This window comes from Streptomyces sp. NPDC093225 (genome assembly GCF_044753805.1).
Classification (GTDB): domain Bacteria; phylum Actinomycetota; class Actinomycetes; order Streptomycetales; family Streptomycetaceae; genus Streptomyces.
Genome location: NZ_JBIVNX010000005.1, coordinates 57,635 through 73,699, shown reverse-complemented (window position 1 = coordinate 73,699; position 16,065 = coordinate 57,635). Strand labels below are relative to the sequence as shown.

Below are 16,065 nucleotides of genomic sequence, written 5' to 3'. Positions count from 1 at the left end.
CATGGACACGAGTGAGGCCGGCAGACAGCTGGTCGAGGGCCGCTTCGAACTGCTGGGACGACTGGGCAGCGGCGGCATGGGCACGGTGTGGCGTGCCCGGGACATCTCCCTGGACCGCGAGGTCGCCCTCAAGGAGGTGCAGCCGCCCGACCCCAGCGTCACGGAGGGGAATCCGGCGCTCGCCGCGACGCTGCGCGAGCGGGCCGTGCGCGAGGCCCGGGCGATGGCCCGGCTGGCGCACCCCCATGTGGTGGCGATCCACCAGATCCTCGAGCCGGCCGACGGCTCCAGCCCCTGGATCGTCATGGAGCTCGTCCAGGGCGGATCCCTGAACGACCGCCTGCAGCACGGCCCGCTGCCCGTCTCCGAGGTCGCACGGATCGGCCTCGACGTCCTGTCGGCGCTGCGCGCCGCCCACTCCGCCGGCGTCAACCACCGGGACGTGAAGCCCGCCAACGTGCTGCTGCGCCCCAACGGCAGCGCCGTGCTGACCGACTTCGGCATCGCCGCCCTGCGCGGCTCGACCAGCCTCACCGCGACCGGCGACCTCATCGGCTCCCCCGAGTACATCGCCCCCGAGCGGATCCGCGGCGAGGAGGGCCACCCGGCGTCCGACCTGTGGTCCCTGGGCATGCTGATGTACGTGGCGGCCGAGGGCGCGCACCCGCTGCGCCGCACCACCACCATGGCGACCATGGTCGCGGTCCTGGAGGACCCGATCCCGTCCGCGACCCGGTCCGGCGCGCTGGCGTCCGTACTGGCCCAGCTGCTGGTGCGGGACCCCGACATGCGCCCCGACGCGGAGCGGCTCGAGCTGCTCCTGCGCGCCGTGGCCGCCAACCCGGGCGGCTCCGGCGCGGACGTCGCGGCCGCCGTGCCGCCCGCCCCCGCGGCCGGCTTCGGCGCCGCCACCCCGGTCGGGACCGCCCCCGGCCCGCTGTCCGGCGGTACGCCGGTGCCCGGCACCCCCGTACCGGGTACGCCCGTTCCCGGGGCGCCCGGCCACGGCACTCCCGTGCCGGGGGCAGCCTCGAACCCGTACGCCTCCTCGCCGTACGGTGCGGGCCAGTTCGGACCGGCCGCGGCCTCCCCCTACGCACCGCAGCCGCACGCTCCCGGGTACGGCGGCCCGTCGGGCCCGACCGGACCCCTGGGCGGGACGCTCGGTCCGCTGGGCACGACCACGGCCGTGCCGCAGCCGGGCGTCGCCAAGCCGCCGGGCCGCGGCAGCAGGGTCATCGGCGCCGCCGTCGCGGTCGGGATGATCGCCGGCCTGGTCACGCTGGCGACCCAGCTCCCGATCTTCGACACCGAGGACGACCACGGCAGCAGCAGCGGGGGCGGCGCCAACCCGTCCGTCGCCGCCAGCCGGACCCCCGGGAGCGGCCAGACCGCCTCGGGCGGCGACGACAGCGGGAGCGACGACGGCGGCGGCAGCACCGCGGCCAAGGGCAACCTGCTCACGCCCGCGAACATCCGCAAGACCGTGTCCGCGTTCGCCGCCGCGGCCAGCAAGGACGTCATCGAGGTGACGTTCTACGAGGAGTACGCCATGGCGGAGATCTCCCCGAAGGGCCGTACGGACGCCTACGACAACTACCGGTACGACTCCGGCGCCGACATCGCCACCCGCACCGGGCCGGGCAGCACCCTCGACGCCGACGACAAGACCATCGACCTGAACAAGGTGAACTGGGACGCCCTGCCGGGCCTCTTCAAGCGCGCCGAGAAGGAACTCAACGTCAAGAACCCGACGATGAGGTACGTCATCGTGGACCGCGGCCTCATCGACAAGGTCGCCTCGATGCGGATCTACCTGACCGACGACTACGGCGCCGGGTACATGGAGGCCGACCTGAACGGCAAGGTCACCCGGGTCATGCCGCGCTGACGCGGCACACCGGCGGCCCCGGCCCGTCGTGTCACGTCCCCTCGCGTCACGTTTCGTCGCGTCACGCCCCGTCCCGTCGTCCTCCGGACCGGCCCCGGCCGGCCCGGAGCGGGACGGGACCGGCCCGGGGCCGCGGCTACGCGGGGGCCGCGCGGCCCCGGAAGGCGCTGCGGTAGTCCCGCGGCGCCACGCCCACCCGCCGCGCGAACGCCGGCCGCAGCGACACCGCCGAGGCGAAGCCGGTCCGTACGGCGATCTCGTCGACCGGGAGGTCGGTCTCCTCCAGCAGGTGCTGCGCCGCCAGCACCCGCTGCTCCAGCAGCCAGCGCAGCGGCGTGGTGCCCGTGGCCTCGACGAACCGGCGGGCGAAGGAGCGTTCCGACATCAGCGCCGCCCGCGCCATCCCGCCCACCGTCCAGGGCGCGTCCAGCGCGGCCAGCACCTCCGTCCGGGCCCGGGCCAGCGGGTCGTCCGCCGGGCCCTCCTCGGGCACCGGGGAGGGGATGAACTGCGCCTGGCCGCCCGGCCGGAAGGGCGCGGTGACCATCGCACGGGCGATCTCGGCGGCGGCCCGCTGCCCGTGTCCGGTGCGCACCAGGTGCAGGCAGAGGTCGATGCCGGCGGCCACGCCCGCGGAGCTCCAGATCTCCCCGTCCCCGGTGAAGAGCACCTCGGGCCGCACCGTGACGCCCGGGTAGGCACGGGCCAGCTGCCCGGCGATCGCCCAGTGGGTGGTGGCCTCCCGGCCCTCCAGCAGCCCCGCCTCGGCCAGGACGAAGGCCCCGGCGCAGAGCGAGGCGATCGGGGTCCCGCGGCCGTGCGCGGCGCGCAGCGCCTCCAGGACCTCCGGCGGGCGGGCCGCCAGGGGCTCCTCCATGCCGGGTACGAGGACCAGGTCGCAGTCCGCCAGGGCGTCGAGCCCCGCGTCGGGCACGCACTCCAGACCGCCGCCGAGCCGGACCCGGGACCCGCCCGGGCCGCAGACCGTCAGCCGGAACGCGGAACGACCGCGCCAGACCTCGCCGACGACGGCGTGGTCGAAGGCCCGTACCCCGTCGAAGACCAGGCAGCCGACGGTGCGGAAGGCTCGGATGCTCATGGCAGGAATGTATCGATCGGCGGCGGTCGGAACGATCACGGCCCCGGGCCCGCCCGCCGCAGGATGAAGTCATGACGAACACCGACGCATTCGACGCCCCGCTCGCCCTCGACCCCGACGCCGTCCTGATCCTCGTCGACGTCCAGAAGGGCTTCGAGGACCACGCCTTCTGGGGGCCGCGGGACAACCCCGACGCCGAGCGGAACATCCTCGCGCTCGCGGAGGCCTGGCAGGCCACCGGACGGCCGCTGGTGACCGTCCAGCACGGTTCGGCGCGCGGCCCGCTCCAGCCGGGCACACCGGGCTACGACCTCAAGCCGGGCGTCGCAGAGCTGGTTCCCGACCTGCACGTCACCAAGACCGTCAACAGCGCCTTCTACGGGACGCCCGACCTGCACGCCTGGCTCCGGGAGCGGAACGCGCGGCAGGTGGTGATCGCGGGGATCATGACGAACGTCTGCAACGAGACCACGGCCCGGATGGCCGGGAACCTCGGCTACGACGCGGTCTTCCCCGTCGACGCGATGCACACCTTCGACATGGCGGGCCCGGACGGAGCGGTGATCCCGGCCGCCGAACTGTCCCGGGCGACGGCCGCCGTCCTGCACACGATGCGGTTCGCGAAGGTGGTCACCACGGAGGCGGTGGTGGCCGCCGCGAAGTAGCCCGGCGGGGGCCGCACGGAAGTGCTCGCGGCGGGGCTCGCGGGAGGTCTTGCAGGGGCCTCGCGCGGCCGGCCGGGAGGAAGTCCCCGGGGCCCGCGGGCACGGCCTCCCGGCACGCCGGGAGGCCCCCGAAAACCCTTCGGATTGCTAACCTTCGCCGGCCGCATTTGCGCTGGTCGGGGGCCCAACGCGGGTCGTTTCCGGCCCCGCTCGGGAGGTCCGGGAAAGACGTGTTCGGCCACATGCTCCCACCACCTTCACTACGGCCCGACTAGGCCTTATGGTGAGCGCGTGTCCGTGATCCGCGATGCGGCTCCACGACACCCGGCAAACATGACCACGGCAGGGAGAACCCCGCGTTCACCTGACCGCCTGCCGGCCTTTGCATTGCCTTTCCCACCCCAGCCATGCCTCGGCAGCATGCTGTTCCACCGTCCCCGCATCGCGACCACGATGTGTGGGCACACTCCGACCTCCGAAGGACCGAAGGGCCCGTGCCTGTACCCGTAGCCCTCGCCGGCCGCCTCGCGCGGCTGGAGCCCCTCGCCCCCCACCACGCCCCGGCTCTCGCCGAGGCCGGGTCCGAGGACCGTACGTCGTACGCCTTCACTCCCGTGCCCCACGGCCTGGAGGCGGCCGAGCGGTACGTCGACCATGCCCTCGCCGAACAGGCGGCGGGCCGGATGCTGCCCTTCGCGGTGCTCAGCGCTGCCGACGGGCGGGTGGTCGGTTCGACCAGATTCCTGGAGCTCGATTACTGGAAGGGCCCGCTGATCTGGCCTTCCGTACCGGGCGTCCCGTACGGCGATCCGGCGACGGCGGTGCCGGACGCCGCAGAGATCGGCAATACCTGGCTGTCCCCGCGGGCGCAGGGTACCGGGATCAACGCCGAGATGAAGCTGCTGATGCTGCGGCACGCCTTCGAGACGTGGGGCGTGCGGCGGATCTCGTTGCGGGCGGACGCCCGCAACGCCCGCTCGCGGGCGGCCATCGAACGGCTGGGGGCGACCTGCGAAGGGGTCCGCCGGGCCCATTCGCGGGGCCTGGACGGCGAGGTGCGCAGCACGGCGTTCTACTCGATCCTCGACGAGGAGTGGCCGGCGGTGCGGGCCATCATCGAGCTGCGCCTGGCCGCGGCCGCCTCCCCGACCGCCCTGAACCGGGCGATCGACCGCGAGCGCCTCGGCCAGGACGGCGGCAGCGGCCTCCTGATGATGGCCTAGTCGGCTCCGGCGAGACGCGTCCGAGGGCGGCAGCGGCACCCTCCGCTGCCGCCCTCCGCCGTCCACCGCCCCTCCGTCCGCCGCCCTCCGTCCTCCGTCCACACGACCTTCCGTGGTCACGTCTGCCGCGCGTACCGCCGCTGCCGCTGCCCGCGCGGCCGGCCGAACGGCGCCGCCACCCGGTGAGCCCGCTCCCCGCCGGACGGGGGAAGGCGGGTGGTCCCCCCTCCCCCGGCACCCGTGTCGGGCCGGGGGCGGAGCCCCCGTATGGGAGCGTGGCCGCCGGATCACGCGTGGGGCGGCGGCGCCGTCCCCGGCTGGGAGGTGTGACGACATGGCGTACGTGCGCGTCGGCGGTGTCGGACTGCACTACGTGGAGACCGGCGAGGGCGATCCGCTCGTGCTGGTGCACGGCTCGTGGAACGACCACCGCTCCTGGCAGGCCGCCATCGAGGCGGACGTCCGGGCGTCGTTCCGCGTGGTGGCGTACGACCGGCGCGGCCACGGGGAGAGCGAGGCGGTACCGGGCCAGGGCACGCGCCGCCAGGACGAGGACGACCTGGCCGGGCTCATCGAGGGCCTCGGCATCGCTCCCGCGCACGTGGCGGGCAACTCGTTCGGCGCGTCCATCGCCCTCGGGCTGGCCGCGCGCCGGCCCGAGCTGCTGCGCAGCCTCGTGGCCCACGAACCGCCGCTCGTCGGGGTCGCCGCCGACGACCCCGCCGCCGCGGCGCAGCTGCGCTCGGCCGGAACCGCCATCGAGGCGGTGCTGGAGCACCTGCGGCGCGGCCACGACACCGAGGGCGCCCGCCTGTTCGTGGAGGAGGTCGCGATGGGCCCCGGGGCGTGGGACGCGCTGCCCGAGGCCGTGCAGGACCGCTTCGTCCGGCACGCCCAGACCTGGCGGGACGAGCAGGAGGACCCGGAGTGGGGCGCCCTGGACCTCGACGCGCTCGCCGACTGCCGGGTGCCGGTCCTGCTCAGCGGCGGCACGGAGAGCCCCGCCTGGTTCGCACCGCTGCTGGACCGACTGGCCGCCGCCCTGCCCCGGGCCCGCCGCCACACCTTCGAGGGCGCCGGCCACATCCCCCACATGACGCACCCCCGGGAGTATGCGGAGCTCGTGACGCGGTTCGCCGGCGGCGCCTGACCGCCCCTCCCGCTGCCCCGCCCCGCCCCCTCCCCTCCCCTCCTTCCCCCTGCCCCCTCCCCTCTCCGTCCCGGCAGTGTCCGGCGCGGCCCGACGGCACGGGTCAGAACAGGTCCGCGAGGCGCTTCCCGATGGCCCAGGCGTCGTCGACCGGGCAGACCGCGAGGTCGTGGTCGGCGTCGGCGGCGCGGCGGGCGAGTTCGGGCGTGGCGTAGAAGTTCACCCGGTCGCAGAAGACCTCCCGGATGTCCGCGCCGGTGGCGGGGGCGAGGGTGACGACGGCCGTGACCGGGCTGAGGTCGCGGACGCCGTCCGGGGTGACCGTGAGCGAGACGGGCGCACCCGTGGCGGCGCAGCGCGAGGTGACCCGACTGGCGGTCTCCTTGAACACGACGGGGAACATCAGGACGTCCATGGCGCACCACCCGTAGCGCCGGACGCCCTGGAGCTCCATCGCGTGCGGCCGGTCCGCGTTGAGGGACACACCGGCGCCGATGATGTCCCCCGACGGGTCGGTCTCCAGGTCGAACCGCATGTCGCGGAAGCGGTCGAGCACCTCCGCGGCCGGCCAGCCGAGGAGCGCGCCCGCCGCGGCCGGTGACAGCGCGCCCCGGTCCAGCAGCCCTCCGACCAGGGTGGCCCCGGCGGCCATGAGGGCGACCCCCGTCGGGGAGGTCCACTTGGCCACAAGGTGGTCCGACAGCTCACGCACGCGCAGGTCCATGCCCGCACTCCTCACCTCGAACTCGGATCGGACATGCTTTCCACCCCCTTCAAAAAGTAACGCGCAGTGACGCGGACGGGACGATCTGCGTCGGTTTTCACGGCCGTACGGGCTACTTGCCCCGCCACTCGGCCTTGAAATCCAAGGAGATCGCTACTTTCCGTGACCGTCCGCCGTGGGCTGAAGCGGACTCCATTCCTCCGAAAGAAGGCCGTACACCACCTCGTCCAGCCACTCGCCGTACACCCAGGCAGCCCGCCGCAGGGTGCCCTCGTGCACGAAGCCCGCCTTCTCGGCGGCCGCGATCATCGCGGCGTTGTCGGCGAGGGTCTCCAGCTGCAGGCGGTGGAACCCGCGCACCACGAAGCCGTAGTGGCACAGCGCCCGGACGACGTCGCCGCCGAGCCCCCGGCCCCGGTGGGCGGGCCGCAGGGCGACCCCGAGGTGGGCGAAGCGGTTGTGGGTGTCGATGCCCCACACGATGGCCTCGCCGATCAGCTCGCCGCCGGCCAGCTCGACCACCGAGAACGGGGTGTCGGTCTCCGAGGGGTCCCGCACGGCGTAGGGCGCGTGCGCGCTGTCGGCCGGCAGCGGCCGCCAGGGCCTGGTGTCGGCGCGCGACTGGCCGGCCACGTCGTCGTACAACTCGGCGTGCAGGACGGCCGTGTCCGCGGCGAGGCGGGCGCGCAGCCCGATTCCGTGTGCTCGTATCACCCGCACGTTCTAGGCCCCGGCGGGCCCGCGCGACAACCGAATTCCGTCCCCGTACCGGTCAGCCGGTGGCTTCGGAGTGCAGGGCGGCCAGCGTGCGGCGGGCGTGGTCGCGGAACGTCCCGGTCGCGGGGTGCGCGGGCTCGGCGGGCCACACCAGCCGCACCGTCACCGGCGCCGCGTCGGCCAGTGGGCGGTACACCACGCCCGGCTGCGGGTGGCTGTGGCGGGTGGCGTCGGCCGTGACGCCCACCGCGTCCCCGGTGGCGATGGCCGTGAGCCACTCGTCGACGTTCGCCACCTCCAACGTGGCCGCCGGCCGCCGGTCCCCGGGCCACAGCTCCTCCCCCGTCGTGGCGGCCGTGGCGCACAGCGCCACGGTCCGCGCCGCGACCTCGGCGAGCGTGACCCGCGGCCGCCCCGATTGCACCAACGGGTCGTCCTCCGCGAGGGCGGCCACCCGCGGCTCCTCGTACAGGTCGAGCCACCCCAGTCCGTCCCCCTCGGGGCGGGTGCGCAGGAACGCCGCGTCCACCTCGCCCCGCCGCAGCGCCGCCTCGGGGTCCGCCAGCCGGTGGACCCGCAGCTCGGTGGCGGGGTGGTCGCGCCGCCAGGCCTTCAGCAGCCCGACGGTGTACGGGCCCAGGGCGGCCCACGCGAATCCGACGCGCAGCGGCCGCGCCCCGGCCGCCGCCTCGGCGAGCGCGTCCTCGACCTGGTGGAGGATCCGGTGCGCGTGTTCGTACAGGCGCCGGCCCGCCGCCGTCAGCCGCAGACTGCGGGTCGTACGCTCGACCAGCACCGTGCCGAGCCGGCTCTCCAACTGCTCCAGCGTGCGGGAGAGCGCGGGCTGACTGACGTGCAGGGCGGCCGCGGCGCCGGTGACGGTGCCCTCGTCGCCGATGGCCGCGAGGGCGCGCAGGTGCCGGAGGTCCACATTCATAACCACCGAGCATAAGTGCTGTGCGACGGGTATTTCCCTCGCCCGAGGGGGCTCGCCTAGCGTCGTCGTCATGCGAATCCTTCTCATCGGCGCGGGCGGCACGCTCGGCGCGGCCGTCCACACGACCCTGTCCGCACGCGGCCACGAGGTGATCACCGCGGGCCGGACCGGCGGCGACCTGCGCCACGACGTGACGGACCCGGCGCAGATCGGCGCCCTGTACGAGGCGGCCACGGCGGCCGGCCCGCTGGACGCGGTGGCCAGCGCGGCCGGCGACGTGCCGTACCGACCCGTCGCCGAGATGACCCCGGAGGACTGGACGGCGGCCTTCCGCGGCAAGGTGCTGTCACAGCTGGAGCTCGTGCGCCAGGGCCTGGGGCGGCTGGCGCCGCGCGGCTCGTTCACTCTGATCACGGGGATCACGGCGCGTCGGCCGGTGCCCACCGCCACGGCCGCGGCGATGGCCAGCGGGGCGGTCGAGGCGTTCGTCCAGGCGGCCGCACCGGAGATCGCGCCGCTGCGCATCAACGCGATCAGCCCGACGGTGTTCACCGAGTCCCTGGAGGCGTACGGGGACTTCTTCCCCGGCTTCCCGCCGGTGCCGCTGGCCGAGGTGGCGCAGGCCTACGTGCGGACCATCGAGGGGACGGAGACCGGCCGGGTCCTCGAGCTGGGCCAGTAGACCGCGGCGGACGAGCACCGGACGGGTGGAACGGGGGGCGGAGGGAGACGGAGGGAGACGGGTGGGACGCGCGGGGGCTGCGGGATCGGCACCGCGGCCCCCGCGCGGTCACGGGGGGGGCGAACCGCGGGCGGTCAGCAGCCCAGGTTGGAACCGGGCGCGACGCCCAGGATCTGCGTGAAGCGCTGATAGTTGTCGATCCGGCTCTGGACCTGCGCGGGGTTGCCGCCGTTGCACTCCAGCGAACCGTTGATGGAGCGGATGGTCTCGCCGAACCCCCGGCCGTTCACCATGGCCGCGTGGGCGGTCATGGTGCCGGGCCCGTTCTGGGTGTTCCAGTACCAGAGGGCGGTCTTCCAGGCCACGGCGGCGTCCCGCTCGACGAGGTAGGGGTCGGCGAGCAGGTTGATGCCGAGGGCGTCGCCGGCGGCCTTGTAGTTGAAGTTCCAGCTCAGCTGGATGGGGCCGCGGCCGTAGTACGCGGCCTGGCCGGCCGGACAGCCGTACGGCTGCGACGCGTCGCAGTAGTGCGGGTAGTTGGCGGTGTTCTGCTCGACGACGTAGTAGAGCCCGCCGGTCTCGTGCGCGACGTTGGCGAGGAACGCGGCCGCCTCCTGCCGCTTGACGGTGTCGCTGCCGGTGGTGGCGAAGCCCGGGTACGCGGACAGCGCGGCGGTCAGGCCGCGGTACGTGTAGAAGGAGCTCCGGTTCGGGAACATCTGGTTGAACTGGGCCTCGCTCACCACGAATCCGGAGGGGGTGCCGGGGTCGGGGTCGGGCGTGCCGCCGCCCCCGCAGGCGCCCTGGTCCGCCCAGACCCCCCACTGGCCGGTGGTGCCGGGCGTCTCACCCTGGGTCCACCACTTGGCCTGCCAGTTGTGGCCGTTGTGGGCGGCCGTCATGCCACCGGTGTAGACAGCGCCGGAGTTCCAGGGGCTCGCGCAGGCCGCGGCCGCGGCGGGCGAGGCGGGGACGACGAGGGCGAGAGCGGCGGCCGCAGCGGTGGCGGCGAGCAGGGAGAGGGCACGACGGCGGGATGCACGGGACACGTAACTGCTCCTTGTGTGGGGGGAGTTGCCGTGGTGGGGGGCGGCTACCGCCACTGAAGCGAAACTGGTCTGGACCTGTCAAGGTCTAGACCAACTTTCACGCTCCGCACACCCGCCGTACGCAAATCCCCCGCGCCGCGCGCCACCTGAGGGCCCATCAGGCGGGACGCACCGCCAGGCCGCACCCCCGATCGAACACCTCTCCGTTGACACCTTGCAATCAATGGTTCAACGGTTTACTGCCCTTAAGTTCACTTGATCAACTACTGGTTACGGCTTTCTTCAGCCGATTCACGGATTCCCATCCGCCCTGGTCAGGGCGGTGCGGCCGACCACGTCCCGCGTCCGCACGGTCACCCGAGGTGACCGGAATTGATGGTTCGACCATGCGTGCGGTCCCGGAGTCGGCAAGACTCACGTTCGCAATCCGCAACCACACACAGGGAGTGTTCGAAATGCGGTCCATCGTCAGGGGTCTGGGACTCGCGGCCACCACCATGGCCCTCACGGCAGCCACCGCGGTCACCGCCGTCGGCACGGCCGACGCCGCCCCCACCGGGGAAGCCCGCCTCTACGCGCCGTCCGCGCTCGTCATCTCGCTCGCCGAAGGGGTCGACCCGAGCGAGGGGATCATACGTGCGGTGACCCTCAGCTGTATGCCGACGCCGACCGGGACGCACCCGGACCCGGCCGGGGCGTGCGGCGAACTGCGCGCCAACAACGCCAAGTTCGACCAGATCACCAAGGCCGGGTCGGCGGCGGTGTGCACCCGCGAGTGGCACCCCATGACCGTCACGGTCGACGGCGTCTGGGAGGGCAGCCGGGTCTCCTACCGGCACACCTTCGCCAACCGGTGCACGCTCCACAACGGCAGCGGCACGGTGTTCGGCATCTGACGCCGTCGCCTCACGACCCGGCCGGCGACCGGCCGGTCCGGCAGTTCGGCTTCTGACCCGCTCCGGCCGCCTCCCCGCCGGCCGCGCGGACAGCAACACGGAGGGGCCGGGGTCCGCATGGACCCCGGCCCCTCCGCCTGTGCGCGCCGGCCCTTCCGCCCGTGCGCGCCGGCCTCAGCCGCGGCGCGAGCCCACCTCGAAGAGCAGGTACAGGAAGGCGGCGAAGACGTGTCCGACGAAGAGATAGGCGAACAGCCGGATCGCCAGCCCGCGCGGGAAGCCGTTCTCGAAGCGGGCGGGACGCCCGGCGGGAAGCTCGCCGGGGCGCTCGGACGGGACGACGGTGGGTTCCTCGGGCACGGCGGGTCTCCTCAGATCTTCGGGCGCCGCGGATCGCCGCCCAGGCACAGCTGGGACACGGCGCTCTGCAGCAGCGTGTGGACGAACAGCAGGTCGGTCCCGCCGGGCCGGGCGGCCGCGATGCGGTGCGGGGTGAGCGAGTCGAAGTGCGCGCCGTCCCCGGCCTCCAGCACGTACTCGGCCTCCCCGAGGTGCAGGCGCAGCCGCCCCTTGAGGACGTAGAGCCACTCCTCGCCCGGGTGCACGCGGACCAGTTCCCCCTGGCTCCTCCCGTACGGGACGTGGACGCGCAGTGCCTGCATGCCGCGGCCGGAGCCGCCCGCCTGCCAGTACGTCCACCCGTCGGCCTCGCGGGCCCCGGCTCCCCCGCCGCGTACGATCGGATCGGCGGCGGCCGGGGTCTCTCCGAGCAGCTCGGACACGGTCGTCCCGTAGGTGCGGGCGAGGCCCAGCAGCATCGGCAGGGAGGGCTGGCGGCGTCCGGTCTCCAGCCGGGACAGGTGGGCCGGGGACATCCGGGCCCGCGCCGCCGCGGCCTCCAGGGTCAGCCCGGTGCGCCGGCGCAGCTCGCGCAGCTGCGGTGCGACGACCGGGAGCTCGTCCTCCGGGACGGGCGGGGACCCGTCGGCCTCGTCGGGCGTACCGGGGAGCCCGTGCGGAGCGGGCCCTTCGGGAACGGGGTTCATACCCCGATTGAGCCAGAGTGTTGCCTAAGCGGCAAACCGTCTTGCCTCAGAGGCAAACTCCGGGAGCGAGGCCTTCGGGCCGAGGCCGGGGCGGCCGGGGGCGGGGCGGTCAGGCGCCCGCCACGGGCCCGCCCTCTTCCGCGGTCGCGTCCAGCGCCGCCGCGTCGAGGGCGAGGGTGAGCCGGTCCAGCCGCGCCTGCAGGTCTGCGACCTCGGCCAGGTCGAAGCCGGTCGAGGACGCGATGCGGCGCGGCACCGCCGCGGCGCGCTCCCGCAGCGCCGATCCCGCCGCGGTGAGGTGGGCGGAGACGGACCGCTCGTCGGCAGCGCTGCGCTCGCGCCGTACCAGGCCGTTCGCCTCCAGCCGCTTCAGCAGCGGCGAGAGCGTCCCCGAGTCGAGCCGCAGCCGCCGGCCCAGCTCCTTCACGGGCGTCGGACCGTGCTCCCACAACACCAGCATGACGAGGTACTGCGGGTACGTGAGGTCGAGCTCCTTGAGGATCACGCGGTAGAGCGCGCCGAACGCACGGGACGCGGCACCCAGCGAGAAGCAGATCTGCCGGTCCAGCCGCAGGAACTCCTCGTCGGGGACGGCTGCGGTCCAGTTCTCGGTCATGTGGCCCATGTTACCTCGACGGCGATTCAGTTGTGCACAACTGAATTGTGTGGTCTATTGATGGGGCGGCCGGACGACGGCCGCGACCACCGATCTCTCCACGAGAGGACCCCTCTGATGGACGCGCTGTACACCGCTGTCGCCACCGCCAACGGCCGAGAGGGCCGCGCCGTCAGCTCCGACGGTGTGCTGGACCTCGCCCTGGCGATGCCTCCGGCGCTCGGCGGGAACGGCCAGGGCACCAACCCCGAGCAGCTCTTCGCCGCCGGCTACGCCGCCTGCTTCGCCAGCGCCCTCGGCCTCGTCGGCCGCCAGGCCAAGGTCGACACCGGTGACATCTCCGTCACCGCCGAGGCCTCGATCGGCAAGGACGACACCGGCTTCGGCCTGGCCGTGACCCTGCGCGTCGAGCTGCCGGCCGAGCTGGACAACGAGACCGGCACCCTGCTGGTCAAGCAGGCCCACGAGGTCTGCCCGTACTCCAAGGCCACCCGCGGCAACATCCCCGTCGAGCTCGTCGTCGAGTAGTCGCGGCGCGCCGCACCCGCCGCCACCTGCGTGGCGACGTCCGCGGCCGCACCAGAACGCCTCCGACCGCCGTCACCCGGGCCGCCGCCCACGACGCGCGGTCGGAGGCGTTTCCGGCTCCCGCCCCTCCCCTTGCCCTCCCGTCCCCAGTCCCTTCCCCGTCCCGGGTGCGCACTGCGCATGAACAACGCGTGACAAGACGCCCGGCGCGGTTCTCCCGCGCCCTCCGACGGGCGACAGTGGTCGCCGTACCGGAAGTCGAGCGGGGCAGGGGTGGAACGCGTGCTGATCGAGAGCCCGCGGGCCGGCAGCCGGCCCGACCCCGCGCGGAGCGGGCCGCCGCCGGTCCTGCTCGCCTCCCACATCCGCGCGACCGCGCCGATGGTGCCGGTGGCGGGCGGCAGCGGGCCCGACCGGCTGCCCGTGGCGGCGTTCCGGATCGATGCGCATTCCGTGACCGCCGCGGAGTTCGCCCGGTTCACCCGACAGACCGGCCACGTCACCGCCGCCGAGCGGACCGGCTGGACGTACGAGGTCGGCGAGCACGGCCGGCGGGCCGTCGCGGGGCTGACGTGGCGCACCCCGTACCGGCTCGGCGCGGCCGCCGATCCGCAGGCCGCCGTGGTGCACGTCGCGTGGTCGGACGCGGCGGCGTACGCCGCCTGGGCGGGCAAGCGACTGCCGTCCGAGGCGCAGTGGGTGCGCGCGGCGGCCACCCGGGGCGTCGGGTACGAGCGGTCCGGCTCCCACCGGGCGCCCGGCGACCACTGGGAGTGGACAGCCGACGCCCACGACCCCGGGCGCGGGACGCGGACCGTCCGAACGGGCGGCGCCCGGGCGGGCCTGGTTCCGGTCCTGACGGCCGGGAACCTGGGCTTCCGGTGCGCGTCGGCACCCTGAGACCGTTCAGGCGCCCAGCTCGGCCAGCTCCTTCAGCGCCGCCGCCACCGCATCCGGTCCGGCGGGCAGCTGCGGCAGCCGGACGTCGGGCGTCGGGATGCGGCCCTGTGCGTGCAGGACGCCCTTGACCACCACCGGGTTCGGCTCGGCGAAGAGCGCGGCCGAAAGCCGGGCCAGGCCGTGGCCCAGCTCGCGCGCCCGCGTCGCCTCCCCCGCGCGCCAGGCGGCCTCCAGCGCGACGAAGCGCCCGGTGGCCAGGTGCGCCGAGGCCAGGATCCCGCCCGTCGCACCGAGCGCCATGAGCGGTGAGGCGAACGCGTCGTCGCCGGCCAGCACCGCGAAGTCGGCCGGCAGGTCGCCCAGCAGGGCCACCGCGTCCTGGTCGATCCCGCCCCCGGCGTACTTCATCGCGGCGACCCCGGGGAGCGCACCGAGGGCGCGCAGCGTCGCCGCGTCCAGCGGCAGGCCGGTGCGGTACGGGATGTGGTAGACGACCAGCGGGACGGGGCTGTCCTCGGCCAGCCGCGCGAAGTGCGCGACCACCCCGGCCGGCGCGGGCCGCACGAAGGCGGGCACGGTCACCAGCGCGGCCCCCACCTCGGGCCGGCGGGCCAGCTCCGCGAGGGCCCGCCCACCGGCCCGGGTGTCGCTGCCGCCCGCCCCGACGGCCAGGCTCGCGCCCCGCTCGCGGCAGACCCGGGCGCAGGTGTCGACCACGGCGTCCCGCTCGGCGTGGTCGAGGCTCGCGGCCTCAGCGGTGGTGCCGAGGGCGACCAGGCCCACGGCGCCGGCGTCGAGCACGTCGTGCGCGAGGGCTTCGAGGGCGTCCCGGGCCACGGAGCCGTCGGCGGCGAACGGGGTGACGAGCGGGACGTGGATCCCGTACGGGCGGAACGGGGCATGAGGGGTGCGCGTTGTCATGCCCCTGAGCCTGTCGGTCCGCGAACCACAGGTCCAGTTCGCTTTTCTGAGCTGAACCGTAAGCTGAGCTGATGCTCGATGTACGACGTCTGCGCCTGCTGCGCGAACTCGCCCTGCGCGGCACCATCGCGGCCGTGGCCGAGGCCCTGTCCTTCACCCCGTCGGCGGTGTCCCAGCAGCTCAGCGCGCTGGAGCGGGAGGCGGGGGTGCCCCTGCTGGAGCGCACCGGCCGCCGGGTGCGGCTGACTCCCGCCGGCCGCAACCTCGTCCGGCACACGGAGGCGGTGCTGGAGCGGCTGGAGGAGGCGGCCGCGGAGCTGGCGGGGGCCCGGCACGGCCTGGCGGGGCCGCTGCGGATCGGGGCTTTCCCCACGGCCGCCCGGGCGATCGTACCGGCGGCCCTGGTCGCGCTCGCCCGGCGCCACCCGGGCCTGGAGCCGATGGTGTCGGAGACCGATCCGGCCGGGGTGGCGCACGCGCTGCGGGCCGGGGAGCTGGACGTGGCCCTGGTGCACGAGTACGACTTCGTGCCCGCGGAGCCGGAGCCGGGGCTGGCCCTGGAGCCGCTGTGCGCCGAGTGGATGTACCTGGCCTCCCTCGACCCGGCTCCGGCGGTCGCGACGGAGCTGGCCGGGCTGGCCCGCTGGCGGGAGGCCCCGTGGATCACGGCCACGCCGGGGACGTTGTGCGAGGCGATGACCGTACGGGCCTGCCAGGCGGCCGCGTTCACACCCCGGGTGCGGCACCGGGTGGACGGGTTCGACACCGTGCTGGCGTTGGTCGCGGCGGGGCAGGGCGTGGCGGTGGTGCCGCAGCTCGGGCTGGTGGACGTACCGGTCGGTGTGTCGCTGACGCGGCTGCCGGTGCGGCGGTGGACGCGGATCGCGTCGCGCGGCGGGGCGGCGGGGCACCCGGCGGTGGCCGCGCTCGCGGAGGCGCTGCGCGAGGCCCTGCCGGCGGAACTGCGGGCCGTCTAGCGCGCGGGCGGATGCCCACTCCGCGAGACGGGTTCGTCCAGATC

At 74.7% G+C, this 16,065-nt stretch carries 18 protein-coding genes; 9 read left to right on the top strand and 9 right to left on the bottom strand.

What is annotated here, in order from left to right:
• Position 1 precedes the first annotated feature (1 nt).
• A complete protein-coding gene (locus ACIQCH_RS07210) occupies positions 2–1,891 on the top strand; it encodes a protein kinase (RefSeq protein ID WP_402578837.1) in 1,890 nt (629 codons plus the stop codon).
• A gap of 136 nt (positions 1,892–2,027) precedes the next feature.
• Here the strand turns inward: ACIQCH_RS07210 and ACIQCH_RS07205 are convergent, their stop codons facing one another.
• Complete coding sequence (locus ACIQCH_RS07205; RefSeq protein ID WP_402578835.1) at positions 2,028–2,990, bottom strand: GlxA family transcriptional regulator; 963 nt, start codon at positions 2,988–2,990, stop codon at positions 2,028–2,030.
• A gap of 71 nt (positions 2,991–3,061) precedes the next feature.
• Between ACIQCH_RS07205 and ACIQCH_RS07200 the strand changes: the two genes are divergently transcribed.
• The 3 genes from ACIQCH_RS07200 to ACIQCH_RS07190 all read left to right on the top strand — a co-directional run bounded on the left by ACIQCH_RS07200 (position 3,062) and on the right by ACIQCH_RS07190 (position 6,028).
• The gene (locus ACIQCH_RS07200) at positions 3,062–3,655 is read left to right on the top strand and encodes a cysteine hydrolase family protein (RefSeq protein ID WP_402578833.1); all 594 of its coding nucleotides are present in this window, start codon (positions 3,062–3,064) and stop codon (positions 3,653–3,655) included.
• 494 nt (positions 3,656–4,149) lie between these two features.
• Positions 4,150–4,878 carry a GNAT family N-acetyltransferase gene (locus ACIQCH_RS07195; RefSeq protein ID WP_402578831.1) on the top strand — a complete coding sequence of 243 codons (729 nt, stop codon included), beginning with the start codon at positions 4,150–4,152 and terminating at the stop codon, positions 4,876–4,878.
• 334 nt (positions 4,879–5,212) lie between these two features.
• Positions 5,213–6,028 carry an alpha/beta fold hydrolase gene (locus tag ACIQCH_RS07190; protein ID WP_402578829.1) on the top strand — a complete coding sequence of 272 codons (816 nt, stop codon included), beginning with the start codon at positions 5,213–5,215 and terminating at the stop codon, positions 6,026–6,028.
• A gap of 103 nt (positions 6,029–6,131) precedes the next feature.
• Here the strand turns inward: ACIQCH_RS07190 and merB are convergent, their stop codons facing one another.
• The 3 genes from merB to ACIQCH_RS07175 all read right to left on the bottom strand — a co-directional run bounded on the left by merB (position 6,132) and on the right by ACIQCH_RS07175 (position 8,406).
• Positions 6,132–6,752: an organomercurial lyase gene (merB, locus tag ACIQCH_RS07185; RefSeq protein ID WP_402578827.1), complete on the bottom strand. Its 621-nt coding sequence runs from the start codon at positions 6,750–6,752 to the stop codon at positions 6,132–6,134.
• Between the two features lie 153 nt (positions 6,753–6,905).
• Entirely contained in the window at positions 6,906–7,466 is a 561-nt protein-coding gene (locus tag ACIQCH_RS07180; protein WP_402578825.1) for a GNAT family N-acetyltransferase, read from the bottom strand.
• Positions 7,467–7,524: 58 nt separating this feature from the next.
• Entirely contained in the window at positions 7,525–8,406 is an 882-nt protein-coding gene (locus tag ACIQCH_RS07175; protein ID WP_402578823.1) for a LysR family transcriptional regulator, read from the bottom strand.
• A 70-nt stretch (positions 8,407–8,476) separates the two neighbouring features.
• Here ACIQCH_RS07175 and ACIQCH_RS07170 point away from each other — a divergent pair, with 70 nt between their 5' ends.
• On the top strand, positions 8,477–9,088 hold the full coding sequence (locus tag ACIQCH_RS07170; protein WP_402578821.1) for a short chain dehydrogenase: 612 nt from the start codon (positions 8,477–8,479) through the stop codon (positions 9,086–9,088).
• Positions 9,089–9,222: 134 nt separating this feature from the next.
• On the opposite strand, the gene ACIQCH_RS07165 is transcribed toward ACIQCH_RS07170, so the two are convergent.
• Positions 9,223–10,137 carry a glycoside hydrolase family 19 protein gene (locus ACIQCH_RS07165; RefSeq protein ID WP_402578819.1) on the bottom strand — a complete coding sequence of 305 codons (915 nt, stop codon included), beginning with the start codon at positions 10,135–10,137 and terminating at the stop codon, positions 9,223–9,225.
• Between the two features lie 455 nt (positions 10,138–10,592).
• Here ACIQCH_RS07165 and ACIQCH_RS07160 point away from each other — a divergent pair, with 455 nt between their 5' ends.
• Entirely contained in the window at positions 10,593–11,033 is a 441-nt protein-coding gene (locus ACIQCH_RS07160; protein ID WP_402578817.1) for a subtilase-type protease inhibitor, read from the top strand.
• 174 nt (positions 11,034–11,207) lie between these two features.
• On the opposite strand, the gene ACIQCH_RS07155 is transcribed toward ACIQCH_RS07160, so the two are convergent.
• The 3 genes from ACIQCH_RS07155 to ACIQCH_RS07145 form a co-directional block, all read right to left on the bottom strand.
• Entirely contained in the window at positions 11,208–11,393 is a 186-nt protein-coding gene (locus tag ACIQCH_RS07155) for a DUF6126 family protein (protein WP_402578815.1), read from the bottom strand.
• 11 nt (positions 11,394–11,404) lie between these two features.
• Positions 11,405–12,079 (bottom strand): helix-turn-helix domain-containing protein, encoded by a 675-nt coding sequence (locus tag ACIQCH_RS07150; protein ID WP_402578813.1) that lies wholly within the window; start codon positions 12,077–12,079, stop codon positions 11,405–11,407.
• A 109-nt stretch (positions 12,080–12,188) separates the two neighbouring features.
• The gene (locus ACIQCH_RS07145) at positions 12,189–12,695 is read right to left on the bottom strand and encodes a MarR family winged helix-turn-helix transcriptional regulator (RefSeq protein ID WP_402578811.1); all 507 of its coding nucleotides are present in this window, start codon (positions 12,693–12,695) and stop codon (positions 12,189–12,191) included.
• A 117-nt stretch (positions 12,696–12,812) separates the two neighbouring features.
• Here ACIQCH_RS07145 and ACIQCH_RS07140 point away from each other — a divergent pair, with 117 nt between their 5' ends.
• Positions 12,813–13,223: an organic hydroperoxide resistance protein gene (locus ACIQCH_RS07140; protein WP_402578809.1), complete on the top strand. Its 411-nt coding sequence runs from the start codon at positions 12,813–12,815 to the stop codon at positions 13,221–13,223.
• A 282-nt stretch (positions 13,224–13,505) separates the two neighbouring features.
• Positions 13,506–14,123 (top strand): SUMF1/EgtB/PvdO family nonheme iron enzyme, encoded by a 618-nt coding sequence (locus ACIQCH_RS07135; protein ID WP_402578807.1) that lies wholly within the window; start codon positions 13,506–13,508, stop codon positions 14,121–14,123.
• Positions 14,124–14,129: 6 nt separating this feature from the next.
• Here the strand turns inward: ACIQCH_RS07135 and ACIQCH_RS07130 are convergent, their stop codons facing one another.
• On the bottom strand, positions 14,130–15,044 hold the full coding sequence (locus ACIQCH_RS07130) for a dihydrodipicolinate synthase family protein (protein WP_402578805.1): 915 nt from the start codon (positions 15,042–15,044) through the stop codon (positions 14,130–14,132).
• Between the two features lie 71 nt (positions 15,045–15,115).
• On the opposite strand from ACIQCH_RS07130, the gene ACIQCH_RS07125 reads away from it, so the two are divergent.
• Complete coding sequence (locus tag ACIQCH_RS07125; RefSeq protein ID WP_402578803.1) at positions 15,116–16,021, top strand: LysR family transcriptional regulator; 906 nt, start codon at positions 15,116–15,118, stop codon at positions 16,019–16,021.
• Positions 16,022–16,065: the final 44 nt, after the last annotated feature.